This is a genomic window from Arcicella lustrica (assembly GCF_034930985.1).
Lineage (GTDB): Bacteria > Bacteroidota > Bacteroidia > Cytophagales > Spirosomataceae > Arcicella > Arcicella lustrica.
In genome coordinates this window covers 1-24,529 of sequence record NZ_JAYGIM010000023.1, presented here as the reverse complement: position 1 = coordinate 24,529, position 24,529 = coordinate 1, and the positions used below count along the sequence as shown (strand labels likewise).

Here is a 24,529-nt window from a genome sequence, read left to right as displayed (position 1 = left end):
GTCAGCAGTGAGCTATCAGCTTTTTTTAATATGGTAAAAATGTATTTTTCTCTGAAAACAAAATCTAAATACTGATAGCTGACAGTTCAAAGCCTATCCATGATAACCACCATGACTTGAACTATGAAAGAAACCACTTCTTCCTGAAATTGGGCGAGAAGTAATTGTTCGTGAACTTCCGATGTTTTCGTGAATCGTACTAGATTTTTGAAAAGCACTTGCTGTAGCATAATAACGACCTATTCCTCCTCCATAATATCCAACATGGTGTCTTCTTCTTGAACTGTCTTGCTTTGTACTGCTATAGGAAGAATTTGACGAACTAAAATTATTCGACATATCTGGGCGATAATTTGAGTAAGTCGGGCTTAAAGTTTTTGCTAATAAATAACCCATTCCGCCATACAACAAAGCATTCGACAAATTATTACTTTGACCAATTTGCGTTTGATTTGTGGCAATTTCATTATCAATCAAGGCTTTTACTGCTCTTGGAGAAAGGGTATCTTTTTTTCCATCCAAATAAGTAACAATTGCTTTAGAACTATCCGCTGGTACTTCTACTTCATCTGTAATTTTGAATACCCCTTTAGAAGTCTCTGTGATATACGTTTTTACTCCTTTGGTATAAACTTCCACTTCCTCATAGTCGCCCTCATCATCTTGATTAGAACTTCCACAACTTTGAAGCATCACAGTATTTCCCAAAACAGCCAAAGCCAAAGTACTACTAACAGTAATGTCTTTGACTTTTCGAATAAATGAACTTTTGCGTAAAGGTGTCATTGTTTTTGAATAACGATTTAAAAATCGTGAAATTTTGGTTTGTCCATCAAAGATATTCTGGATTTTTGCAATAAGAAAATACTTAGGAAGAATGGTATTTTATTTTGGGGAACGGTAAAAGATGAGGTGGATTGAAGAAGATTTTTCTTGACAAAACCCAAATACTTTATTTGAAGCAAAAAAGCCTGATAGATAAAACTATCAAGCTTCCGTGTTTATTTTTTAATCTTCTTTGGCATTGGTGGTGCTGGTGGCAATGATGTCATTGGTGGTGGCGGTGGCGGCGGTGGACCAAGCGCTGCTACAAAATGTTCGCCAGTGGTTTTATCAGCAAAAAGAACAATCGTAGCATCCAAGTCTTTAGGATTTTTATTAATCATTTTACTGAGATTAAAACTAAAATGCGTTGGTAAGTCTGATACTTTTACTTTCTTTTTATCTCTTGCATTCTTACTTTTTTCATTTTCTTCCAAACTAATTTCAATTCTACTCAATTTTTTGGATTCGTTGTATTCAATTTTTTTTACTTTCACCAAAAAGCCATAGCTTTTAAATTCTTCAGCAACAATTCCATTGACCAAATCTGGAGTAATTTTTCTGGGACTCAAAGTCATTGAAATCTGGTCTTTTTTCTCATTAGTTCTAATCGTGTAAAGTTCTTTGTTGTCAGTAACTTTAACTTCTGGATAGGTATTCAAAGCACTATTTTGTGCCCTTTCAATACTTTTGCTAGGCTTTTCTTGAAATTTCTTGACAACAGTTTCAAAAGAAAATGCCATCGTAATTAGCCCCAAAATGGGCAGAACGGATAAATAAGCGAACTTTTTCATAGGCACTGATTTTTGTTTAGTAAATAAAAAATGAATTCTGTTGGAAAGGGGCTTTCTACTAAAAGAATGAATCATCATTGGCGAAACTTGAAAGCCTGCTAGTTTCAATAATAAGTGTGCATAAGTCTGGGGATGATACTTTTCTATCATTCGGATATCTACTTCATATTCATGCACTTCCGCTAATGAACGTTGGTATAACCAAACAATAGGATTAAACCAAAAAGTTATTTTAACAAGCTCAACAAAGAGTAAATCATAAGAATGAAAGAGACGAACATGCCAACGTTCATGTGCTAAAATTTGTTCGATTTCATCAGCATTTAGGTGTGAATCATCAATGAAAATCAGGTTAAAAAACGAAGCATTGGCAAATTTTCCAGTATTTGAGATATAAGGTTGAGAAGAGCCTTTCTTGAGATTTATCAACTTAAAAATTAAAACAATTATTCTTCCTGACATTAGCACAAAGCCCAACCAGTAAAATGAAAAGAGTAATTCAAATCAATTAAAACCTATTCCGTTTTTATTTATTGCTACTTCTGAGCCAATTTTTCCGAATTCATCTATTTGTTTCAAAGAGTAAATTCGTGCATAGTTGGCTAGGTCTTTAGCGTTAAAAGCCAATTCTTGAACTTCCCAAGTAAATGCTGGAACGAGCAAACTGAAAACTAAGCTCAACAATAGATAGATTCGATTGAGTCGAATGAAAGTAAAATTTCTAAATACAAAAAAGTAAAGTGCATACAAAAGCACCATCGAGATGCTCGATTCTAATAAATAATTCATAGTTGATAGGATTAAAAATTAGTATATTTTATCAGTTTTTTCCATCAATAATGTTTTTCAAAGCCTCTAATTCAGCAGAAGAAATTTTCTCTTCTTTAACCAAAAAAGACAATAAGCTACTCGCTGAATTATCGAAATAATTACTTAATACTTTTTTGAAGGTCTTCTTGGCATAATCTTCCTTAGAAACTATCGGAAAGTACTCGTAAGTTTTGCCATAGGCTTTGTAGCCAACAAAACCTTTCTTCTCTAAAATTCTCACTACCGACGAAATGGTATTGTATGGAGGTTTGGGTTCTTCATCCATTTTTTCGATAATATCTTTTACAAAAGCACTTTTCAACTCCCAAAGTGCCTGCATGATTTTCTCTTCTGTTTTCGTTAATTCTTCCATGAATCAAACTTATAACTTATTTTTCAGTTTTACAACTAAATATTAAGTTATTTAACGTATTGTTCAGTTAATATCTTAAAATACATTATTCAACTACCTTTGTACTCCAATAAAAAGCTTCGGCTTTCCAAGATTTTATGCAAACCAATTATTATTTTCTTCGTCAATTATCTAAAAAGCTTTCAACTGAACTGACTGGTTTGGTGTTGGCAGAATGTTTTTCTCAAGAAAAAGACGAAATCCTATTAGGCTTTTGTAGCGAAGGCAAACAATGGCGTGACCAAAAGGAATTTTATATCAAAGGCGTTCTTCATCCGGATTTTGCTTGTCTAGTTTTTCCAAAAGATTTCAAAAGAGCTGGCAGAAATTCTGTTAATCTCTTCAAAGAAATCATAGATTTAAAAGTACTGAGCATTCGTCAGTTTGAAAACGAGCGTGCTTTTGCTTTGTATTTTGAAAATAACTTTGTTTTACTTTTTAAAATGTATGGCAATCGTTCAAACATTATTCTTTTTCAAGAAAACGAAGTAATTGATTTGTTCCAGAATAAATTGGTGATTGATAATAATGTAGAAATTGATAAACTCGACCGACCAATAGACCAAAGTTTTGAAGCTTTTCAGGAAAAAGGTTGGAAAATACTCTTCCCTACTTTCGGCAAAGAAATCACAAAATTCTTAACAAAAAACAATAATGAAACTGTTGCTTGGGAACAAATTCAGTCGATTCTAAAACAACTAGAAACGCCTACTTTTTACATAAAAACAATAGATTTTCAGCCTGTTTTATCTTTAATTGATGAAGATGGCGAGATTTTAAATACTTTTTCTGACCCACTCGAAGCCAGTAATGCCTTTTATTATGCCCACAACAAAATCAATGTGATTGATAAAGAAAAAGGGCTAATCATTAAAGCACTTCAAAAAAGAAAGACACGCACGCAAACTTATATTGATAAATGTTATCAGCAACTTTCTGGATTAGATACTGGCGTAAAACACGATGAAATTGCGAACATTATCATGGCAAATCTTCATGCAATTCCTGAAAGAACAGAAGTAATTGAATTATATGATTTCTATCGTGACCAGCCAATTAAAATTCGTTTAAAGCCAGATTTGAGTCCGCAGAAAAGTGCTGAGAATTATTATCGAAAATCCAAAAATGAAAAGATTGAAATCGAAAAGTTAATGGAAAATGTAGAAGCCAAAGAAATGGATTTGGCTGAAATAGAACAACAAATTAAAGACATTGAAAGCTTTGAAACTTTAAAAGAGTTTAGAAAATACGTAAAAGCAAATCAGCTAGAACCTTCACAAAAGGCGGTAGAAACAGCACAAACACTGTTTAAATGTTATCAATTTGAAGGGTATGAAATTTTGGTTGGACGCAATGCTAAAAACAATGATTTACTGACACAGCGTTTTGCCCGAAAAGAAGATTTATGGTTACACGCTCGTGATGTTGCAGGTTCGCATGTCGTGATTCGTAAACAAGCGGGTAGGAATTTCCCAATCAATGTCATTGAAAAAGCCGCAGGTCTAGCTGCTTTTTACTCTAAAAGAAAAAACGACACACTTTGTCCAGTAATCGTTACTCCTAAAAAATATGTAAGAAAAACTAGGGATTTAGGTGAAGGACAAGTAATCATCGACAAAGAAGAAGTTATTATGATTGAGCCAAAACTTTAGCATAAAGTATTTTTTTATTTACAAAAAATATTAATTTTGAGGGAAATAAACTTATTTAATCATTTCATCAGCTTTTTAGAAAGCACTTTCTTATATTTTCAGAAAATAACAATTAGATTATTTTTATACAGAATTGTAAAAAAGTATAATAAAATGTGTCAATTTGACATGATTAAAACAATCGACAACTCATTGATTTACAATTAATTAAATACTTATTAATGGATTTTGCATAGCTTTTGCAATATTTTTAATAGTATTTAATTTATTTAATTTTGAATTAATGCAGTATCTTTCGGAGATGAAAAATAATATATAACCAAAAAAATAAAATAAACCCAATGCAAAAAGGACTGCAATCCATTGACTATCTAGTATTCTTCTTCTATTTTATCGTTGTAGCAGGCTACGGCTACTGGATTTACCAACAGAAAAAATCAAAACAAGCATCATCTACAGATTTCTTCCTTGCCGAAGGTTCACTTACTTGGTGGGCAATTGGGGCATCGATGATTGCTTCAAACATTTCAGCAGAACAATTTATTGGTATGGCTGGTAATGGTTTCAAAATGGGCTTAGCGATTTCGGCTTACGAATGGATGGCAGCCGCAACTCTTGTAATTGTCGCAGTATTTTTCATGCCTATTTACTTGAAAAATAAGATTTTCACCATGCCTCAATTTTTGAAGCAACGTTATAATTCAACCGTAAGTACTATTATGGCTGTATTCTGGTTGATTCTATACGTGGTTGTTAACCTCACTTCTATCTTATACTTAGGAGCCTTAGCAATTACAACAATTTCTGGAATCGACTTTACACTTTGTATGTGGGGTTTAGCATTTTTTGCCGTAATTATCACATTAGGTGGTATGAAAGTAATTGGTTTTACAGACGTTATTCAGGTATTCTTCTTAATCTTAGGCGGTCTTTGTACTACATATTTAGCATTGACATTGGTATCAGAACAATTTGGTGAAGTAGGAGCTGTAGAAGGTATGAAGCAAATGTTTACTCGTGCAGACGACCATTTCCACATGATTTTAAAGAAAGATAATCCTAATTATACTTCTCTTCCAGGTTTAGCGGTATTAATTGGTGGTATGTGGATTGTAAACTTAAACTACTGGGGTTGTAACCAATACATCACTCAACGTGCATTAGGAGCTTCTCTTCCTGTAGCTCGTGAAGGGTTATTATTCGCAGGTTTCTTGAAATTATTAATGCCTCTTATCGTAGTTATTCCGGGTATTGCGGCTTATGTTTTATACCAAAATGGTTTATTCCAAAAAGAAATGTTAGGGGCAGATGGTACTGTAAATCCTGACCACGCTTATCCAGTTTTATTAAACTTACTTCCTGTTGGTTTAAAAGGTTTATCTTTTGCTGCTTTAACTGCTGCTATTGTAGCTTCTTTAGCTGGTAAGGCAAACTCAATCTCAACAATCTTTACGCTTGATATTTACCAAAAATTCTTCAAAAAAGATGCTACTGAACAAGAATTAGTAACAACTGGTAGAATTGTAATTGTAGCTTCGATGATTCTTGCCATTTTCATTTCTCCATTCTTAGGAATTGATAAAAAAGGTGGGTTCGACTTTATTCAAGAAATGACTGGTTATGTATCTCCGGGTATTTTTGCCGTATTCTTGTTAGGTTTCTTCTGGAAACGTGCCAACTCTGCTGGTGCTATGGTAGCAACAATCGGTTCAGTAGTTATCTCTTTAGTATTAAAAGAATTTCCAGATTGGACAGGCTTATACCAAACACCAATCTATACATCTTTCTTAGATGCAGAAGGCAAACATATTATTCCTTTCCTTGACCGTATGGCGATTACTTTTGTAATATGCGTACTAGTAATGTTAATTTTAGGTTTACTAGACCCATCTACTAAAGAAAACCCTAAAGCTTTGGCTGTAGATGCTTCAATGTTCAAAACTACAAAAAGCTTTACAGTTGGCGCAATTGCTATCTTTATAATATTAGTAGTCCTTTATACTACTTTCTGGTAAAATAATTGATATTGTATTTAGCAAAAAAGGCATTAAGTAATCTTAGTGCCTTTTTTGTTACATTTGTGCTTCAAACAAATTCTTATTTTATGTCATCTCATCACGTTATCAGAGAACAACAAGAACCTGCACTTATTATTGCCAACGGTGAAGCCTGTAGTTTTGAACTTATGGGACAGTTACTTGAATGGTCGCCATTAGTTATTGTACTTGATTCTGCCATAAATCGTGTGTTGGAGTTAGGTATCAAAATAGATGTATTGTTGGGCGATTTTGATGTACTTAGGAATACTTCAGACTTTACTCTTTTGGATGAACAAAGTATCAAAAGGGCTATTAATCTCGATAAAATCAGAGAAGAACAATATCCGATTGAAATCGTACATACGCCCGACCAAAACAAAACAGATTTAGAAAAAGCTTTTGATTATTTGATTGAAAAAGGGTTTCCAGCAGTGAATGTTATTTGGGCAACAGGACGAAGAGCAGACCATACCATAACGAATGTTACCAACATCGTTAGATTTAGAGAACAATTGAAAATTGTTGTGATTGATGATTACTCCAAAATTTTTATTCTTCCAAACACTTATGAAAAATGGTATCCATCCAAAACACCCATTTCATTGATTCCAATTGGTGATGTAACTGGAATAAGTACCGAAAACCTAAAGTATGAATTATCAGATGATAGCCTAAAAATAGGCTACAGAACTGGAAGCAGCAATGAAGTAAAAGAAGATGGTTTAGTCAAAATCACTTATAAAACAGGTGATTTATTAATGATGGAATGTAATGATTAATCATTTTTATTGAGTGCTGGTTGTTCTAAATCCCAAATTTTCAAAGACTCAACTTTTACTTTTCTATGTTTAGTAAAAATTGAAAACATCACTGCTTCACTGCTTGGTGCAATTGAATCAGTTAACATTACTTCATTATTATTAGCAAAAAAACGCACATAATCTTTACTAACAATAATCTGCATTTTTACTCTTTTATTCACCAATTTTAAAGGCGCAATTAAATCTTTCACAGACGGTTTTGAAGATTTTATTCTATCAATGTAAAGATGTTTTTGATGTACATTGTAGCCTAAAAGTAGCTCCTCTAATACTTTTTTAGGCTGATTCTTATCTTTCAATTGTGTTACTTTAAAACCAAAATTTCTTGCTGATTTACAAAGTAACTCTGCTTCTATTAGGTAATTATTCTTTGAGAAAAGCTCCGAGCCATTCAAAGGAACTTCTTTCGAAATAACAAAATCTTTCTTTTCAAAATATCGATAGGTTTGCTTCGGAATCAGCGAATCAAAAGCAATGTTTTGTCCTAAAACTGAGCAATTAATCAATAAGAGTATCGCTAATATTTTCATCCTTGAAATTGTTTTACACTAAAATTCACACCATCAAAAATGGCATAATGATTACTTTCTGCATTATCATAACACCACTGTCCTAAATTGATATAACGACTATTCTCGCCAGCTTTTAAATCTAGCAACAAATGACGATGACCAAAAACATAAAAATCATGGTGCTTTTGTTGCTCAATCTCTTTAGCATAAGCCCAAAGCCATTCGCCTTCCCCTCTGAACTGTAATTCACGTTTCAAATGTTCTTCCCCTTTTTTAGAGTCCGACCATGCCATCGCTAGTTTCATTCCAACTTGAGGGTGAATCCAACCAAATGCCCATTGGCAAAACTTACTTTCAAAAACTAATTTTAATTTTTTATAGCCATAATCGCCTGGACCATAGCCATCACCATGAACCAAGTAAAATGAAGTGCTATTATTAGCTTGTTTGACTATGTATTCAGTGGGCTCTCTTAATACTTGAATGCCCATTTCTTGTTGGAAATAATCAAAAATCCAAATATCGTGATTCCCTCTAAAAATCACAATTTCTATACCTGTATCCGATAATTCTGCCAATTTCCCTTGAAATCTGACAAAGCCTTTAGGAATTACATTATCATATTCAAACCAGAAATCAAACAAATCACCCATTAAAAATATGGTTTGTGCATCTTTTTGAATATTATTCAACCAAGCGATAATCTTTTTTTCACGAATTAAACTCGTTTGATGGTCTGGATATCCTAAATGAAAATCAGAAGCAAAGTATATTTTTTTGTCAGCTTGTAAATTAATCGTAGTCATTGAAGCAAATTTAGAAAACAAATATACAATAAATCTAAGTCGTTTAGGTTGAAGTAGATTCCTCAATTGTCTTACAAACAAAAATCCTACCCAGTAACTGAGTAGGATTTTTATTGTTTTTAGAAAATCAAGCTTTATTTCTCAGCATTTTCTGCCGTTGCTTCTTCACTCTCTTTTTCAGGAGTAGTTTCAGTTCCTTTAGCTTCTAATTCAGCAGCTTTTCTATCTTCATTTCTTGTAAACTCTTGATAAGTAGTTAACTGTTCGAAAGGACGAGCACCCACCAAACGCTCTAAATCATTTTGGAAAAGTACTTCTTTCACTAATAATTCCTGAGCTAAAATTTCTAATTTATCTTTCTTTTCTGTCAATAAAGCCTTTGTTCTTTCATAAGCAAGTTGAATTATTTTACGAGCTTCCTCATCAATTTCACGAGCTGTTTGTTCAGAATAAGGTTTATTAAAGTTATATTCAGAGCCTTTAGAATCATAGAACGATACATTTCCAAGCTTATCATTCATACCATAAATGGTTACCATGCTGTAAGCCAATTTAGTGATACGTTCTAAGTCGTTTTGCGCTCCAGTTGAAATTTTACCGAAAATAATATCTTCAGCGGCACGTCCACCCAAAGTAACACACATTTCATCAATCAATTGCTCTGTTCTATACAAGAATTGTTCTTTTGGTAAATATTGCGCATAACCTAAAGCTGCAACACCACGAGGAACGATAGTTACTTTCACCAATGGATTTGCGTGTTCTAAGAACCAACCCGCAATAGCATGACCAGCTTCGTGATAAGCAACAATTTTCTTTTCTTCTGGAGAGATCAATTTGTTCTTTTTCTCTAAACCGCCAATTACTCTATCCATTGCTTCTTGGAAATCCTTCATATCAACCGCAGTTTTACTACGACGAGCTGCAATTAAAGCAGCTTCGTTACAAACATTGGCAATTTCAGCACCTGCAAAACCTGGCGTTTGAGCCGACAATTCTTTAGGATCAATATCAGCCGCTAATTTCAAAGGTTTTAAATGTACTTTGAAAATCGCTTCTCTTCCAATAATATCTGGTTTATCTATTGAAATCTGACGGTCGAAACGTCCCGGACGTAACAAAGCTGAATCTAATACATCTGGACGGTTTGTTGCCGCCATGATGATAATTCCAGAATCTGTTGCAAAACCATCCATTTCAACTAATAATGAATTTAAAGTATTTTCACGTTCGTCATTAGAGCCCGGCATCGCACCACGACCACGAGAACGACCTACCGCATCAATCTCATCAATAAAAATGATACATGGTGCTTTTTCTTTCGCTTGTTTGAACAAATCTCTTACACGAGCCGCACCAACACCTACAAACATTTCCACAAAATCTGACCCTGAAAGTGAGAAGAAAGGTACTCCTGCTTCACCAGCAACAGCTTTTGCTAACAAAGTTTTACCAGTACCCGGAGGGCCTACTAATAATGCACCTTTAGGAATTTTACCTCCCAAATCAGTGAATTTCTTAGGGAATTTCAAGAATTCTACAATTTCTTGAATCTCTTCTTTCGCTTCATCCAAACCAGCAACATCATTGAAAGTAATTTTCACTTTCGCTTCACCGTCAAACAAAGTAGCTCTTGAACGACCGATATTGAAAATCTGACCGCCAGGTCCACCTGTTCCGCCCATTCTGAAGAACATAAAGTAAATGGCAACAAACATCAAAATGAAAAAGCCAGGACCTGCTAAGAATTCAAATATTCCATAATGCTCTTCAGTAGTAGCGTGTACTCTTTTTTCACGAGGAATATCTTTCTGTAATTCGTTAAGTTCTGTTTCAAAAGAATTTATTGAAGTAATTTCTTTTTCAAATTGAGGCCCAGCAGTTTGATTAACAACTGCATTTGGTTGGTCACTTAATTCGTTTTTATATTTAGGTAAAGCCTCAGGTTTGAGTGTTATTTCAACAATATCTTTTCCTTTGATGATGGATAATTTAGCAATTTCTTGGTTCAGCACCATTTGTTCGTACTGAGTTTGCTGAATCGGTTTTAGAACTTTCGTTTTACTCAAAAAGTAAATACTGATTAAAGCAACAACTAACCCTACAACCAACCATCCTTGAAAACCATTTCCAGAAGCATTAGGGCGACGCTTCGGAAAGCCCTGAGGTTTATTATTCTCACTATTATTTTCTGCCATTTTTTCTATAATTAACTTTTAAACAGTGTACAGTTTACGCTAATAAGTAAATTAACTTACCAAGATAAATTGTAAACTTGGATTATCTGTAATGAAAACACAAGGTTGGATAACTTTGTTTCTAACTTATGTTATACATGAAAAGTGGTATGATAAATTTATGGAAGGAATATGATTACTTTAAACGGCATCATCGTCGATATAAGTAAATTCAGCATCACCCCAAAGCTCTTCGAGTTTGTAAAATTCTCTTCGATCCTTTTTGAATACGTGTACAACTACATCATAATAATCTACCAATATCCATTCTCGGTTGGCTTTGCCTTCCATACTTCTAGGATTTGTACGAGTGGCTTCCCATACTTCTTTATCTACAGATTCAGAGATAGCATCAATTTGTGTATCAGAATTACCAGAACAAACGACAAAAAAATCAGTGAAAGCATTTTTCACTTTTCTTAAATCCATCACTACAATATTGGTTGCCTTTCTTTCCTGCATCCCTTTCACCACCAATTGGCTAAGTTCTTGTGAACTAATTTCTTTTTTTAATTTAACTTCTGTCATGCTTTGCTGTTTGTAAATTCACAAGTGTTTGTCACAATGTTTAGAGAGAAATCTCATAACTTCATCACTTAATAACACAAAAAATAATTTGAACTTTAAAATTACAAAATAACCTTGTACAAAATTCAACCCAATACATTATTTACTGGCAAAACAATTAAATACCTGCCAGTCTGTCATTCTACTAACGACATAGCGGCTGAAATAATTCAGTCGGGTACAAACGTTTTTGAAGGAATGGTCATAATTACTGACAATCAAACGGCTGGTCGTGGACAAAGAGGAAACGTTTGGGAAGCCTCTATTGGCGAAAATTTAACGTTTTCTTTAATTCTGAAACCAAATTTTTTAAAAGCTAGCGAACAGTTTCAACTCAATGTTGCGGTATCGCTTGGTGTTTTAGATTGTTTGTCGGAATATATAGACGAAGACCTAAAAGTAAAATGGTCAAACGATATTTATTTCCAAAATCAAAAAATGGGAGGAATCTTAATTGAAAATACCTTACAAGGCTATCAAATTGGTTATTCAGTAATTGGTATCGGGCTTAATATTAATCAAGCTAGTTTTCCAGTACCAAATGCTACATCGCTCAGGAACGTAACGACAAATCCACTAAAATATGATTTAGCAGCCTTACTTTCTAGTCTTTTGGAATGTATTGAGAAAAATTATTTGACCATTAAAAACGGAGATTATGAAACACTAAAAAACAGGTATTTGTCTAATCTGTTTAGAATAGAAGAATTCCATTATTTCAGGAAAAACGGGCAATTATTTGTAGGAAAAATAATTGGGATTGATGAAACTGGACAATTAGGAATTGAATCCGATGGTTTAATCGAATACTTTGGCTTTAAAGAAGTTGAATTTGTAATTTAACAAAAGCAGTTAATGCTTTTTTAAGACGTGATGTGCAAATGAATCGAAGCTTTTCAAAAAAATGTATCCTAAAAAAATTACCAGAGAACTGATAAACAAAATGCGAAGCATTGATTTGAGATTCATGGCATATTAAGGGTTTTACGTGTGGTTAGTTTGTAAATATCTATCAAATATAATTAAAATCTTGAAATAACCATATACATTAATAAATTATTTTAATTTATAATGCGTTTGCTAAAGGTTCTTCAAAAAGCTGAAAATCAATTATCTTATGGAATAAGTAAAATAGCAATTATCACAAGTTTTACCCAACCCATAAGATGATTGATTCTATGAATTATTACTTAAAACTTCGCTAGTTCAATTTCTTCAGTACTTATAATTTCTACTTTTCTTTTCATCTTTTTTTGAATGATATGAAAATGGTGTTGGTCTTCTGGACAAATTAATGAAATAGCATCCCCTGAATTTGTAGCACGTCCAGTTCTACCGATTCTGTGAACATAATCTTTGGGCGAGCGTGGCAATTCATAATTAATCACGACTGGTAAAAACTGTATATCAATGCCACGAGAAGCCAAATCAGTAGCTACCAAAACATTGGTTTTTCCAGCTTTAAAACTTCTTAAAGCTTCCGTTCTTGCTCCTTGTGTTTTTTTGCTGTGAATGGCAGCGACATTAATGCCATTTTTTTTCAATTTATCCACCAAATTATCGGCAGTTCTTACGGCAGATACAAAAATCAATACTTGTTGCATCGCCTGCGTTTTGATTAAATATCGTAAAAATGGGCCTTTTCTTTCTGGACTTACTGCATAAGCTATCTGATTAATTTGGTCGAGATTCTGAACTTCTGGTTCAATTTCAATTTTAACAGGTTCACTCAACAACGCTTCTTTGATTGTTTCTAAATCAGTATCCAAAGTTGCCGAAAACAAAATATTCTGACGCTTCTTTGGCAGTAATTTAAAAATACTGTTGGCTTCATCTTTAAAACCCAAATCCAACATTTTGTCGGCTTCGTCCAAAACTAAAGTTTCAATTCTGGCTAAATTGATAGATTGGGTCGATACTAAATCCAACAAACGACCGGGGGTAGCAACTAAAATTTCGGTATTTTTGAGCGTCACCATTTGCTGATTGAGCGGAACACCGCCAAAAACAGCTATCGTTTTTACAGGATTTTTTAAGTGAATCGCAAAAGATTCTATTACTTCTTTAATCTGAATCGCTAATTCACGAGTTGGCACCAAAATCAATACTTTCAGATGTAAATTTCTTGTTGGACTTTTACGCTGAAACATTTCTAAAATCGGCAACACAAAACTCGCCGTTTTTCCAGAACCCGTTTGAGCAATTCCTTGAATGTCTTTTCCAGCCAAAATTGCAGGAATAGCTTGTTGCTGAATCGGGAAAGGTTCTGAATAATTTTGTGCCGTAATGCCTCTTAAAAGAGATTCTGATAAACCAAGTGATGCGAAAGTCATGTAATTATTTTTGAATGAAAATATCTTACAAAGATAAGATTTCTTTTCCACAAAGCTTTGCATTGCAGAAGCGTCCTGAAATGAATGTATATTTGCTTTTGAATAAACGATACAATTATGCAACCATTAGCCGAACGAATGCGTCCACAAACGCTTGATGAGTACGTCGGGCAACAACATTTAGTAGGAGAAAAAGCCGTTTTGCGTCGTGCAGTAGAATCTGGCAGAATTCCTTCTTTTATTTTGTGGGGGCCTCCGGGCGTTGGGAAAACTACTTTGGCAAGTATTGTGGCTCAGACTTTGAAACGTCCGTTTCATGTACTTTCTGCCATAAGTGCGGGAGTAAAAGACATTCGTGAGACAATTGAAATGGCGAAAAAACAAAAGTTTTTTGATACGCCCTCTCCTATTTTATTCATTGATGAAATTCATCGTTTTTCAAAATCTCAGCAAGATTCACTCCTCGGTGCCGTTGAAAAAGGAATTATTACTTTGATTGGAGCTACAACCGAAAACCCTTCATTTGAAGTAATTTCTGCGTTACTTTCTCGCTGTCAGGTTTATGTTTTGAAACCTTTGGTAAAAGAAGAATTAATTTACTTAATCAATCAGGCTTTAGAAAAAGATATTTTCCTGAAAAATCGTGGTATCGTTGTAAAAGAGTACGAAGCTATTTTACAGTTTTCGGGTGGCGACGGACGGAAATTATATAATATTTTGGAGTTGGTCAGCAATTTTATTCCTGTGGGCGAAGGTTTGGAAATCACCAACGAAATGGTGGTAGAAAAACTTCAACAAAATATTGCTCTTTACGACAAAGACGGCGAACAGCATTACGATATTATCTCTGCTTTTATCAAATCCATTCGTGGTTCCGACCCCAACGCTGCCGTTTATTGGCTCGCCCGAATGTTGGAAGGCGGCGAAGACATTGAATTTATTGGAAGAAGATTAATGATATTGGCTTCGGAAGATATTGGTTTGGCAAACCCAAATGCACTATTGATGGCAAATACTTGTTTCCAAACAATTCGTGCCGTAGGAATGCCCGAAGCTCGCATTGTACTTTCGCAAACGGTGATTTATTTGGCTACTTCTGCCAAAAGTAATTCTGCATATTTGGCAATTGACCAAGCTTTGGCAATGGTACGTGAAACGGGAAATTTACCCGTTCCCTTACATCTCAGAAATGCACCAACCAAACTGATGAAGCAATTAGATTATGGAAAAAACTACAAGTACGCCCACAATTACGAAGGTAATTTTGTAAAACAGCAATTTTTACCCGAAGAAGTAAAAAATACTAAGTTTTTTGAGCCACAACAGAATCCTGCGGAAGAAAAAATCAAACAAAAGCTTCGGCAAGATTGGGGTGAAGAGTATGACTATTAAGTATGAGTGCTGAATTGTGAATGCTGAATTATGAGTTAAAATATCTGAATATCAATTTATTGAGTAATCGATAAATCTTAACTAATTATGCACAATTACTCAAGGCAATAACAAAGAAGAATCACCGTAACTCAAGAAACGATAATCGTTTGCCATCGCTTCGGCATACACTTTTCGCCAATCTTCGCCAATGAGTGCGGCGATGAGTAAAATTAAAGTACTTTCTGGCTGGTGATAATTGGTAATAATGCCTTTGCAGATTTTAAATTGATAACCCGGAAAAATAAAAATTTCAGTTTCGCCCGTAATTTCGGTTTCGCCAGTCGCTTCCATCTTTGCTAAAATCGTTCTTAAAGCAAGTTCAGTACTTGGTAAAGATTCACCAGGACTTTGATAAGGGTCTAATTTTTCAATGAAAAAAGTACTTGAAAAATCCTTCGTCAGTTTTACGCCATACCAATACAAACTCTCCAAAGCTCGCATCGAAGTTGTGCCAACTGGAATGGTATTTCCGATATTTTCGAGTAAAATTTCAATATTCTTTTTCGTGAACACAATTTGCTCGTTGTGCATTCTGTGTTCTATAATATTTTCTACTTTAATGGGCTGAAACGTGCCAGCTCCCACATGAAGTGTAATAAATTCTTCTTTAATTCCTTGATTTGAAATATTTTGCAGTACTTCATCTGTAAAATGTAAACCTGCCGTTGGGGCGGCTACTGCTCCTTTTTTCTCGCTGTAAACAGTTTGGTAGGTTTCGTAATCAGCTACTTCGGCTTCACGATTCAAGTAAGGAGGCAAAGGAATTTCACCTAAAGCTTGAATAATATCCACAAATTTGGGTGTGAAATTTCCAGCATTTTCAGAAATTACTCGCCAAGAAAGTTGTACTTGGTTGCTATCAAAATCAAAGATGCTGGCTTTTACTTCTACATTTTCGCCTGAAATTGTTAGAACTTTCGACAAAACATCATCTTTTTTCCAACGCTTTCTATTGCCAATCATACATTCCCAAACGCAAGTATCGTTTACTTCCATCGCCAAATTAATGACAGAAGTGGGTGCGACAGGATGCAGCAGAAAAATCTGAATGACTGCTCCAGTAGATTTTTGGAAATGAATTCGGGCAGGAATTACCTTGGTATTATTAAAAACCAACAATGTATTTTTAGGCAAATACTCGTTGATTTTATGAAAAATCGTATGGGTAATTTTTCCTTGCTGATATACTTGTAGTTTAGATTCGTCACGCTTTTCTAAAGGGAATTTTGCAATTCGCTCGTCGGGCAAATCATAAGTATAATCAGCAAGTTTTAAATCTTGAATATTCATCAATTACTCTTCTTCTTCAATTTTTGGACTAGTAAAAAGCAATTTGATTGGCAAATAAAATATCCAAGCCATCATCAGAACAATTCCAATTACTAACAAATAAGTATAATCAGTTTGGAAAGTACGTTCGTCGTTCAAAATCAACAAAGCCCTAAGAATAAGTAAAAGAAAAGTATTGACGATAGCAGGCAAAAAGTTTAACCAATTGACAATTGCAGCATTTAATTGATTACCACCTTTCAACCATTTTTTATTCGGAATCCATTGAAAAGCCAATAAAGGAATACGTTTTACATTGTTTGCTAACAAAACAGAAAGAATGTTAAAAGCAAACATTACTCCAGCAAAAAGATAGAAAACCTGATTTTTAGGTAAAAATCCATCTCCTCTACCATTCGGTCCAAAATGCACAGCGGTGGTATCTGGCAAACCACGATAAGTAAATAATAATACAAGTACGAAGGCTAAAATTGATAAATAACGCCAAGTTCTGGAAATGAAAAATTCTATACTCATTGATATTGTTGTTTCAGGGTGCAAAATTACGCTACAAAAGGCAGGATTTCTAATGAAACAAGTGATTAATCAAGAATAAAATAGCTACAAGCCCAAAGTGACGAGTCTTGAGCCTTTTTCAGACAGATATAACAAAAGAAAAATAGTTGTCATAACAATTATTTTTTTCATGTTTAATGAGTAAAACTTCTGAAAAAAATTTAGCTTTGTAAAATGAACGATTTCAGGGCATTAATTGCCCTGAATATGAATAAAATGTATGAAAATTTACACTAAAACTGGCGATAAAGGTACAACTTCATTAGTTGGAGGAACAAGAGTATCAAAAACAGCACTTAGAATTGAGGCTTATGGCACAGTTGATGAATTAAATTCATACATTGGCTTAGTACGTGACCAAGCAGTGAACGAAAAACGTAAAGATATTTTAAAGGAAATTCAAGATAGATTATTTACAATTGGTTCTATTTTAGCTTCTGAGCCAGAACAAAGTAAAAAACGTTTACCTGATTTGCTAGAAAGCGACGTTGAGCTATTGGAAAATGAAATGGATAATATGGATAAGGAATTAGAACCTATGAGATATTTCATTTTACCGGGCGGTCATCAATCAATTTCATTTGGGCATTTGGCTAGAACTATTTGTCGCAGAACAGAAAGAATTGTACTTCGACTTGCAGAGGAATCAACAGTAAATGAATTAATAATCAGATACTTGAATCGACTTTCCGACTATCTTTTTGTATTATGTAGAATAATGGCAAAAGAGCTTGAAGTTGAAGAAATAGCTTGGAAACCGAGAGTTTGACTTTCTTTGAGACCAGAAGACTTTAGGACTTTAAGAGACAAGAAGCAAGATTTTAGACAAAAGACTTGGGACTTAAGGAAACAAGACGAAAGAGACAAGATTAAAAACTTTATTGAGAAAAAATGAAAGCTGATGACTGAAAGCTCGTAGCTCACAGCTAACAATATTAAAGAATAACAGATAATATTTTAAAATTATGACAGATACTTTGCAGATTGATATCCATCAGATTGAAAAATCTAGGATTGATTCGGTTGATTTTGACAACCTTGTTTTTGGACGTTCTTTTGCCGACCACATGTTAATGGTTGATTTTAAAGACGGAGAATGGCAAACGCCACAAATTTTGCCTTATGGCCCAATTTCATATTCTCCAGCAATGATGTCTCTACATTACGGACAAGCAATTTTTGAGGGAATGAAAGCCTACAAAAATGCTGCGGGTGAAATTTTAGTTTTCCGTCCGGAAGAAAACTGGAAGCGTCTCAACAAATCTGCTGTCCGTATGTGTATTCCAGAAATTCCTGAAGATATTTTCATGGAAGGGCTTTCACAACTTTTACGTTTAGATGCTGAGTGGATTCCAGCCAAAGAAGGTTGTTCGATGTACATTCGTCCTTTTATGTTCTCGACAGATGAATATGTTGGAGTAAGTCCATCTAAAACTTATAAGTTTATGATTTTCAACTGCCCTGTAGGTTCTTATTATTCAAAACCTCTACGTGTACGTGTTGAAACACAATATATTCGTGCAGCGCATGGTGGTGTTGGTTTTTCTAAAAATGCTGGTAATTATGGTGGTTCTTTGTATCCAACTAAATTAGCGATGGATGCTGGCTACGACCAAATTATTTGGACTGATGCTGCTACACATACTTTTGTGGAAGAAGCAGGTACAATGAACCTTTTGTTCGTAATTGACGGAGCATTAGTAACAGCACCGACTGGCGACACAATTCTTGATGGAATTACTCGTAAATCAGTTTTACAAGTAGCGAAAGAATGGGGAATGAAAATTGAAGAAAGACAGCTTTCTGTTCAAGAATTAGTAGAAGGTATTAAAGCTGGTAAAGTAACCGAAGCTTTTGGTGCAGGTACAGCCGCTGTGATTGCTCCAATTGCTACAATCGGCTTTGAAGGCGTTGATTACCAACTTCCTGAACGTGCAGATGATGCTTTCTCGAAAAGAGTATTTGAAGAAATTAACGATATCCGTTTAGGTAAAAAAGCTGATACACGTGGATGGGTTATGAAAATATAGTTTTCTGATACTAATGATACAAAAAGAGCCTTCAGATAATCTGAAGGCTCTTTTTGTATCAATACTTATTGTAAAATCTTATCAGCTTTATTAGCGAAAACAATCTTTAGTCCAGGGTCTTTTTCTGTACTTACATTCTGAATCAATACATTATTATTACCATCAGCTAACTGCCAAATGGTTGATTTATCTTTGCTTACTCCTTTGCCATACTTCGTTTCAAAATAGCCTTTGAACTCATTCATTAAACTATCCACAGCAGTTTGTCGTTCAATATAAACATCAATCGTAATAGCTTCTACTTTATTCTCTGGACTTTTTACATAGAGAATATCAGCAAAGTTCAAATCTGTGTCATCAAAATACTCTGTGAAACTTTTCCCATTTTCTGCTGGTGTTTCCGAAGGCAATGTCGTTTCATTAATCGTATCAATATTATCACCAATTTTCACACCTCTTGCCATTCCAGCATCGGTTTTAAGAATCGCCTGAAAAATTGTACTATAATTTTCTAAAGCAGACGAACCCTCTGTTACATTAACCGAAGCGTTGCTTTCTGTTTGAGTACTTTCTTTTTTTTCCTGACAAGCAATTAACAAAACAAAAAAGAGAAGAAAGTAAAAGTTATTTTTTTTCACGGAATGAATTTTTATTAAGGTTTCTTATCACAAAAATACGAAAACTTTCCGACTAGCTACCACATTCAGATTGATGATATAAGTTTCATCACCCAATCATGTGATATTACCTAAACTTATTTTTTTGTAATATTACATTAATTTTAATATTGAAATATGCTACTCCCTACCCAATTAATCTTGCATTTCAGGTAAATATCTTCAATATCATGACTCTAAATTTCATCAAACCAATGACTCAAACTTCTATCAAAATCGTAGTTTACGAGGATAATCCTGATTTACGAGAAAGCCTTTCGGTACTCCTTGCAGGTTCAATTGGTTTTGAACTAATAGGCGCTTTTGTTAACTGCGAACAAGTAGCCAAGCAAATAGTTGAATTAAAACCTGATGTTGTTTTGATGGATATTGATATGCCTGTGGCCAATGGTTTAAAAGGTCTCAAAATCATCAAACAATTAGCTCCACAAGTGAATGTGGTAATGTTTACCGTTTTTGAAGACAATGAAAATATCTTCGAAGCTATTTGTTCTGGAGCGGTTGGTTATCTTTTGAAAAGAACTCCACCAGTCAAACTTCTTGAAGCCATTCAAGATGCCAATAATGGTGGCGCACCTATGACCTCTAGCATTGCTCGCAAAGTGTTACAAATGTTGCCAATTCAACAGAAAGTAACAGAAAATAATGATTATAAATTAACAGAACGAGAAAGTGAGATTTTAAACCTTTTAGTAAAGGGGAATAGCTATAAAATGATTGCAGATAAATGTAGCATCAGTATTGATACCGTACGTTCTCACATCAAAAAGATATATGATAAATTACATGTTCACTCACAAACAGAAGCTGTAGCGAAAGCAATTCATGAAAGAATTGTGTAATATATCATCCTATCATGTGATTGACAGCAATTAATTTTCACTCTACTTTTGTAATAAGAACCCAACCATGCAATAGAACAAATTTATGGATCAACCTAAACTAAATAACTATCATGGCAAGTCCGTCATTAACAAGCAATTCATATCTAATTAATAACCTAAGTCATGATTTCAGTTTTAGACGAGACCCTATTTTCAACAAGGAGTCGAATATCATTTTAACGATTTCATGTAAAAAAAATATTATAGTAGCTTGGAAAGACATTAGTCATCTTGAAGCAATTGGAAATTATACAATGTTTCACTTCACAGATGGAAAAAAATTGTTGGTTTCACGAACAATGAAGATTTTTTTACCTAAATTAGACGGCGAAATGTTTGTAAGGATTCATAAATCTTTTACAGTCAACCTTAATTATATTGCTCAGTTTGATGTCAAGGAAGAAATGTTCGTTCAATTAAGAGATGGATGTAAAATTTCAATCTCAAGAAGAAAGAAAAAAGACTTTATTGAAAAAGCTAGAAGATATTTTGGTAACTTTCGGATAAATTAAAAAAGAAATTAGTGGTTAGGTATTTATGAAACGGGGGTGATTTATGTTACCCCACGTTTTTCAAATCCTACCTTCAAAAATATTTAAGATAATAGGTGTAGAACTATTAATTTGCACAGGGAGATGTTTTTAACGTCTCCTTTGTCTTTTTATAGCTACCCTAAAATTCTCTTCCCATACTGAATACAAAATTTTTCTTATTGCTACTATTAATTGCATAATTAAAACGAAGCACTAAATTGTAATAAGTAACTACATCAAGCCCAACACCATAACCATATATCAATTTATTGGCAAGATTACTTTTATTCTCTGCTGCAAAGCGATTTTCAACATAAGCATAATCATTAAAAATGTTGGGATACAGACCTAATGGAATTTTATTGAATTGTTTAATTCCAAGAAATTTCAAGTAAAAACTCTTGTTTAGCAACTCATATCTTAGGTTATTTCTAACATACAAATATTTACTCCCATCTACAACGTAAAGCTCGTAACCTCTTACTAAATCTCCTCCATAACCCAAACCACGAGTATTCAAAAATGGTTGACGATTGGGAAAAGATAATTTTCCTTCAAGGTTAATTCCCAAAAACCATTTCTTAGATAATGGTTTGTAATATGAGTAATCTCCAGTAATTTCTAATTGATTAATATCGTCATTAGGTAAAATTCCTAGTTTATTAATCAATAATTCATATCGTTTACCTCTTAATGGATAAGTAACGTTATCTCTGAAATCATAGTTAAAGTAATAACTTATTTGCCCATAAATTTGCTGATTAGTTTTACTTGCCAAATAATTTGGATTAAGTTTTCTAATAGTATCATCAATTGAAATATGGTTAAACCTCAGTTCAATTGTATGATTATCGTAAAAAGCAAAACGCTTTTTTAAGAAAATTGCTCCCGAAAAACGCTCTCTCATGATTTCATCTTTACTGCGAAAGTAAAAAAGTGTATCATTGAGGCTTCTAAAAGCTACATTTTTATTAGTGATATACGAAATACTCATTCCTAAGCCCGTCTTCTGAGCTTTGTTGATGTAGGGAATTCTATAACTAAAATCTACTCTTTTAGTAAAACCATTTTCAAGATGTAAAGATAATCTTTCAGCTCTTCCTCGAAAATTGCTATGAATCAAATCAATTCCATAAATTGTTCGCCTAAAATCATATCCACGACTCCACCATTCCGAAAAATTTCTATCTGCTAATTGAAAAACTGGATAACCCAAAATGAACCATTGTTCTTGAAGATTAATCATCATTTTCAATTGTCCTTCATTACTTATTTCTGTTTGAATTTCAGCAGAAACAAACAAATTAGTATTGATAATTTTCCTTCGATTTAACTCTAAACGCATTGAAAGTTGATTCTTCAATAAAGTATCGCCTATTTTAAAATCAAGCTCCCGAAGGATGATATTTTCTTTTGTTTTATGATTTCCATGAAGAATAATTTCATTCACTACCACAAATGAATCTACCTGAATAGGTTTTAGATGAGGATTTATCAGGGAAAAAAGGAAAGTAAAAAGTAGCATAAATCAAAGTTAATCAATTATTCTAAAGAATTTAGGTTCTTCTTTACACTCTCAACATTCATAAAATAGTTCTTAATTTAAAATAACCGTTCATATTGATTCTCAAGAAAATTTACTCTTCAATTAGTGCTAAGTAGCTCAGAAAAATATAAATTATTCTAATTTAATTAGTATTATTGTAAGTAAAATTAACCGTTTTTATTAAGCAATATTTATGAATATTATCAAACCAAGATTATCATTTTCTCAAATCATTAATATGAATGTAGGTTTTTTTGGCATTCAATATAGTTTTGGTTTGCAGCAAAGTGCTATCAATCCCATTTACGATTTCTTAGGCGCTAGTCCAGATGAAATTCCTCTTTTAAATTTAGCAGGTCCAATGACTGGACTTTTAATCCAACCAATTATTGGTGCTATGAGCGATAAAACATGGCATCCACGTTGGGGAAGGCGCAAACCTTATTTTCTAGTTGGAGCGTTACTTTGTAGCATTGCACTATTCATTTACCCTTTTAGTAGTTCTCTATGGATGGCTGCTGGCTTACTATGGATACTTGATGCAGGAAATAATACTGCAATGGAGCCTTATAGAGCATTTATTGCAGATAAGCTACCAGCAGAGCAACAAGCAACGGGTTTTCTTTCTCAAAGCTTTTTTACAGGTTTAGGGATTACCTTAGCGAATATTTCATTATTTATTTTTCAAAAATTTATTCCAGGCGAGCATGGAAGTATTCCATATTGGGTATTTGGCTCATTCTTTTTAGGTTCTGTTTGTTCAATTGGTTCAGTACTCTGGTCGATGTCTAAAACTCCAGAAATTCCACCAAGTCCTGAAGAATTAATGATTATGCAACAACATAAAGGAGGAATTTTTGCACCGTTCATTGAAATATCTGAAGCTATTAAAGACATGCCCAAAGTAATGTGGCAATTATCTTTAGTATATCTTTTTCAATGGTATGCCTTATTTTGTTATTGGCAAAATGCCTCTAAGAGTATTGCTCAATCTGTTTGGCATACGTCTCCAATGGGCGACAAGCAATTATATGAAGAAGCAGTTGGTTGGACAGGTTTAGTTAACGGATGGTATAATATTGCTACTTTTCTATCTGCATTTGCTTTAGTTGGACTTGCCAAAAAGTATTCTCCCAAATTAGTACATGTCATTTGTTTGCTTATTGCTGGTATTGGTCTAATGCTTTTTCCACACATTGAAAATAAATACCTACTATTTGCACCAATGACAGGCTTTGGAGTAGCTTGGGCAAGTATGATGGGCATTCCATATTTAATGGTAATTTCAGAAATACCTAAAGAACGTTATGGTGTATATATGGGGATAATTAATATGATGATTGTGATTCCAATGATTATTCAAAACCTTACTTTTGGATATGTATTAGAACACTTTTTAGATAATGATTCTGGTAAAGCTATTACTTTTGCAGGTATATTTTTATTAATTGCATGTGGTGCAACAATGCTCATGAAATCAGGAAAGATAGAAGAAGGAATGGAAATACCTACAAGTGGCGGTGGACATTAATGCAATATATAGATTAAAATTCAAAAAAACTCGGCATTATGCTGGGCTTTTTTAATGTGTTATAATTAACTAATACCCTTAAAATAATGGTGTGTTTATATTAAAAAACTTTAGTAACCGAAGATTATTAATAGAATATCCATCAATATAGCTAAATTGTTTTTGCGCAAATCCATTGAAGGGGATGATGATATAGCTGAAATATATCATGATTAAGTGTAGTTTTCTTTTCATTGTAGAGATT

Annotated in this window: 23 protein-coding genes; 10 read left to right on the top strand and 13 right to left on the bottom strand. The window is 33.7% G+C overall.

The genetic code is table 11. The annotated features are described in order from the left end of the window. Window positions 1-93: 93 nt before the first annotated feature. The 4 genes from VB798_RS23315 to VB798_RS23300 all read right to left on the bottom strand — a co-directional run bounded on the left by VB798_RS23315 (window position 94) and on the right by VB798_RS23300 (window position 2,799). The gene (locus VB798_RS23315; RefSeq protein ID WP_323689648.1) at window positions 94-786 is read right to left on the bottom strand and encodes a hypothetical protein; all 693 of its coding nucleotides are present in this window, start codon (window positions 784-786) and stop codon (window positions 94-96) included. A gap of 215 nt (window positions 787-1,001) precedes the next feature. Beyond that, window positions 1,002-2,045 carry a M56 family metallopeptidase gene (locus tag VB798_RS23310; RefSeq protein ID WP_323689647.1) on the bottom strand — a complete coding sequence of 348 codons (1,044 nt, stop codon included), beginning with the start codon at window positions 2,043-2,045 and terminating at the stop codon, window positions 1,002-1,004. A 75-nt stretch (window positions 2,046-2,120) separates the two neighbouring features. Beyond that, window positions 2,121-2,405: a hypothetical protein gene (locus tag VB798_RS23305; protein WP_323689646.1), complete on the bottom strand. Its 285-nt coding sequence runs from the start codon at window positions 2,403-2,405 to the stop codon at window positions 2,121-2,123. A gap of 31 nt (window positions 2,406-2,436) precedes the next feature. Further along, window positions 2,437-2,799, bottom strand: coding sequence for a BlaI/MecI/CopY family transcriptional regulator (locus VB798_RS23300; RefSeq protein ID WP_323689645.1), 363 nt, complete (start codon window positions 2,797-2,799; stop codon window positions 2,437-2,439). 137 nt (window positions 2,800-2,936) lie between these two features. Between VB798_RS23300 and VB798_RS23295 the strand changes: the two genes are divergently transcribed. From VB798_RS23295 to VB798_RS23285, 3 genes are all read left to right on the top strand, one after another. Beyond that, window positions 2,937-4,490 carry an NFACT RNA binding domain-containing protein gene (locus tag VB798_RS23295; protein ID WP_323689644.1) on the top strand — a complete coding sequence of 518 codons (1,554 nt, stop codon included), beginning with the start codon at window positions 2,937-2,939 and terminating at the stop codon, window positions 4,488-4,490. A 341-nt stretch (window positions 4,491-4,831) separates the two neighbouring features. After that, window positions 4,832-6,505, top strand: coding sequence for a sodium/sugar symporter (locus tag VB798_RS23290; protein ID WP_323689643.1), 1,674 nt, complete (start codon window positions 4,832-4,834; stop codon window positions 6,503-6,505). 89 nt (window positions 6,506-6,594) lie between these two features. Continuing rightward, entirely contained in the window at window positions 6,595-7,308 is a 714-nt protein-coding gene (locus VB798_RS23285) for a thiamine diphosphokinase (protein ID WP_323689642.1), read from the top strand. Here the strand turns inward: VB798_RS23285 and VB798_RS23280 are convergent. From VB798_RS23280 to rsfS, 4 genes are all read right to left on the bottom strand, one after another. Then, complete coding sequence (locus VB798_RS23280; RefSeq protein ID WP_323689641.1) at window positions 7,305-7,880, bottom strand: GH32 C-terminal domain-containing protein; 576 nt, start codon at window positions 7,878-7,880, stop codon at window positions 7,305-7,307. The genes VB798_RS23285 and VB798_RS23280 overlap by 4 nt on opposite strands. Further along, complete coding sequence (locus VB798_RS23275) at window positions 7,877-8,668, bottom strand: UDP-2,3-diacylglucosamine diphosphatase (RefSeq protein ID WP_323689640.1); 792 nt, start codon at window positions 8,666-8,668, stop codon at window positions 7,877-7,879. Before VB798_RS23275 ends, VB798_RS23280 begins: the two co-directional genes overlap by 4 nt. 134 nt (window positions 8,669-8,802) lie before the next feature. Then, window positions 8,803-10,866, bottom strand: coding sequence for an ATP-dependent zinc metalloprotease FtsH (ftsH, locus tag VB798_RS23270; protein ID WP_323689639.1), 2,064 nt, complete (start codon window positions 10,864-10,866; stop codon window positions 8,803-8,805). Between the two features lie 180 nt (window positions 10,867-11,046). Then, complete coding sequence (rsfS, locus tag VB798_RS23265) at window positions 11,047-11,433, bottom strand: ribosome silencing factor (RefSeq protein ID WP_323689638.1); 387 nt, start codon at window positions 11,431-11,433, stop codon at window positions 11,047-11,049. A gap of 114 nt (window positions 11,434-11,547) precedes the next feature. On the opposite strand from rsfS, the gene VB798_RS23260 reads away from it, so the two are divergent. Further along, complete coding sequence (locus VB798_RS23260; protein WP_323689637.1) at window positions 11,548-12,315, top strand: biotin--[acetyl-CoA-carboxylase] ligase; 768 nt, start codon at window positions 11,548-11,550, stop codon at window positions 12,313-12,315. Between the two features lie 347 nt (window positions 12,316-12,662). Here the strand turns inward: VB798_RS23260 and VB798_RS23255 are convergent, their stop codons facing one another. Beyond that, window positions 12,663-13,805 (bottom strand): DEAD/DEAH box helicase, encoded by a 1,143-nt coding sequence (locus VB798_RS23255; RefSeq protein WP_323689636.1) that lies wholly within the window; start codon window positions 13,803-13,805, stop codon window positions 12,663-12,665. A 117-nt stretch (window positions 13,806-13,922) separates the two neighbouring features. Here VB798_RS23255 and VB798_RS23250 point away from each other — a divergent pair, with 117 nt between their 5' ends. Next, window positions 13,923-15,197, top strand: coding sequence for a replication-associated recombination protein A (locus tag VB798_RS23250; protein WP_323689635.1), 1,275 nt, complete (start codon window positions 13,923-13,925; stop codon window positions 15,195-15,197). Window positions 15,198-15,296: 99 nt separating this feature from the next. On the opposite strand, the gene VB798_RS23245 is transcribed toward VB798_RS23250, so the two are convergent. Together VB798_RS23245 and VB798_RS23240 are read right to left on the bottom strand one after the other, a co-directional pair. Continuing rightward, complete coding sequence (locus VB798_RS23245) at window positions 15,297-16,529, bottom strand: S-adenosylmethionine:tRNA ribosyltransferase-isomerase (protein ID WP_323689634.1); 1,233 nt, start codon at window positions 16,527-16,529, stop codon at window positions 15,297-15,299. Window positions 16,530-16,532: 3 nt separating this feature from the next. Beyond that, window positions 16,533-17,045, bottom strand: coding sequence for a DUF1648 domain-containing protein (locus tag VB798_RS23240; protein ID WP_323689633.1), 513 nt, complete (start codon window positions 17,043-17,045; stop codon window positions 16,533-16,535). Between the two features lie 259 nt (window positions 17,046-17,304). Here VB798_RS23240 and VB798_RS23235 point away from each other — a divergent pair, with 259 nt between their 5' ends. Both VB798_RS23235 and VB798_RS23230 read left to right on the top strand, forming a co-directional pair. Further along, entirely contained in the window at window positions 17,305-17,853 is a 549-nt protein-coding gene (locus tag VB798_RS23235) for a cob(I)yrinic acid a,c-diamide adenosyltransferase (RefSeq protein ID WP_323689632.1), read from the top strand. 196 nt (window positions 17,854-18,049) lie between these two features. Continuing rightward, entirely contained in the window at window positions 18,050-19,114 is a 1,065-nt protein-coding gene (locus VB798_RS23230; protein ID WP_323689631.1) for a branched-chain amino acid aminotransferase, read from the top strand. Window positions 19,115-19,179: 65 nt separating this feature from the next. Here the strand turns inward: VB798_RS23230 and VB798_RS23225 are convergent, their stop codons facing one another. Beyond that, window positions 19,180-19,752: a hypothetical protein gene (locus VB798_RS23225; protein WP_323689630.1), complete on the bottom strand. Its 573-nt coding sequence runs from the start codon at window positions 19,750-19,752 to the stop codon at window positions 19,180-19,182. A gap of 209 nt (window positions 19,753-19,961) precedes the next feature. Here VB798_RS23225 and VB798_RS23220 point away from each other — a divergent pair, with 209 nt between their 5' ends. Both VB798_RS23220 and VB798_RS23215 read left to right on the top strand, forming a co-directional pair. Then, window positions 19,962-20,633, top strand: coding sequence for a response regulator transcription factor (locus VB798_RS23220; protein WP_323689629.1), 672 nt, complete (start codon window positions 19,962-19,964; stop codon window positions 20,631-20,633). A gap of 113 nt (window positions 20,634-20,746) precedes the next feature. Continuing rightward, entirely contained in the window at window positions 20,747-21,187 is a 441-nt protein-coding gene (locus VB798_RS23215; protein ID WP_323689628.1) for a LytR/AlgR family response regulator transcription factor, read from the top strand. 160 nt (window positions 21,188-21,347) lie between these two features. Here the strand turns inward: VB798_RS23215 and VB798_RS23210 are convergent, their stop codons facing one another. Further along, complete coding sequence (locus tag VB798_RS23210; RefSeq protein WP_323689627.1) at window positions 21,348-22,733, bottom strand: BamA/TamA family outer membrane protein; 1,386 nt, start codon at window positions 22,731-22,733, stop codon at window positions 21,348-21,350. Window positions 22,734-22,947: 214 nt separating this feature from the next. Here VB798_RS23210 and VB798_RS23205 point away from each other — a divergent pair, with 214 nt between their 5' ends. Next, on the top strand, window positions 22,948-24,285 hold the full coding sequence (locus VB798_RS23205; protein ID WP_323689626.1) for an MFS transporter: 1,338 nt from the start codon (window positions 22,948-22,950) through the stop codon (window positions 24,283-24,285). Window positions 24,286-24,529: the final 244 nt, after the last annotated feature.

Coding starts and splice junctions, on each gene's coding strand:
- VB798_RS23220 (WP_323689629.1), top strand. CDS start 19,962: ATGACTCTAAATTTCATCAAACCAATGACTCAAACTTCTATCAAAATC.
- VB798_RS23305 (WP_323689646.1), bottom strand. CDS start 2,405: ATGAATTATTTATTAGAATCGAGCATCTCGATGGTGCTTTTGTATGCA.
- VB798_RS23280 (WP_323689641.1), bottom strand. CDS start 7,880: ATGAAAATATTAGCGATACTCTTATTGATTAATTGCTCAGTTTTAGGA.
- VB798_RS23215 (WP_323689628.1), top strand. CDS start 20,747: ATGGCAAGTCCGTCATTAACAAGCAATTCATATCTAATTAATAACCTA.
- VB798_RS23245 (WP_323689634.1), bottom strand. CDS start 16,529: ATGAATATTCAAGATTTAAAACTTGCTGATTATACTTATGATTTGCCC.
- VB798_RS23210 (WP_323689627.1), bottom strand. CDS start 22,733: ATGCTACTTTTTACTTTCCTTTTTTCCCTGATAAATCCTCATCTAAAA.
- VB798_RS23255 (WP_323689636.1), bottom strand. CDS start 13,805: ATGACTTTCGCATCACTTGGTTTATCAGAATCTCTTTTAAGAGGCATT.
- VB798_RS23300 (WP_323689645.1), bottom strand. CDS start 2,799: ATGGAAGAATTAACGAAAACAGAAGAGAAAATCATGCAGGCACTTTGG.
- VB798_RS23315 (WP_323689648.1), bottom strand. CDS start 786: ATGACACCTTTACGCAAAAGTTCATTTATTCGAAAAGTCAAAGACATT.
- VB798_RS23205 (WP_323689626.1), top strand. CDS start 22,948: ATGAATATTATCAAACCAAGATTATCATTTTCTCAAATCATTAATATG.
- VB798_RS23295 (WP_323689644.1), top strand. CDS start 2,937: ATGCAAACCAATTATTATTTTCTTCGTCAATTATCTAAAAAGCTTTCA.
- VB798_RS23290 (WP_323689643.1), top strand. CDS start 4,832: ATGCAAAAAGGACTGCAATCCATTGACTATCTAGTATTCTTCTTCTAT.
- ftsH (WP_323689639.1), bottom strand. CDS start 10,866: ATGGCAGAAAATAATAGTGAGAATAATAAACCTCAGGGCTTTCCGAAG.
- VB798_RS23250 (WP_323689635.1), top strand. CDS start 13,923: ATGCAACCATTAGCCGAACGAATGCGTCCACAAACGCTTGATGAGTAC.
- VB798_RS23230 (WP_323689631.1), top strand. CDS start 18,050: ATGACAGATACTTTGCAGATTGATATCCATCAGATTGAAAAATCTAGG.
- VB798_RS23235 (WP_323689632.1), top strand. CDS start 17,305: ATGAAAATTTACACTAAAACTGGCGATAAAGGTACAACTTCATTAGTT.
- VB798_RS23240 (WP_323689633.1), bottom strand. CDS start 17,045: ATGAGTATAGAATTTTTCATTTCCAGAACTTGGCGTTATTTATCAATT.
- VB798_RS23275 (WP_323689640.1), bottom strand. CDS start 8,668: ATGACTACGATTAATTTACAAGCTGACAAAAAAATATACTTTGCTTCT.
- VB798_RS23285 (WP_323689642.1), top strand. CDS start 6,595: ATGTCATCTCATCACGTTATCAGAGAACAACAAGAACCTGCACTTATT.
- rsfS (WP_323689638.1), bottom strand. CDS start 11,433: ATGACAGAAGTTAAATTAAAAAAAGAAATTAGTTCACAAGAACTTAGC.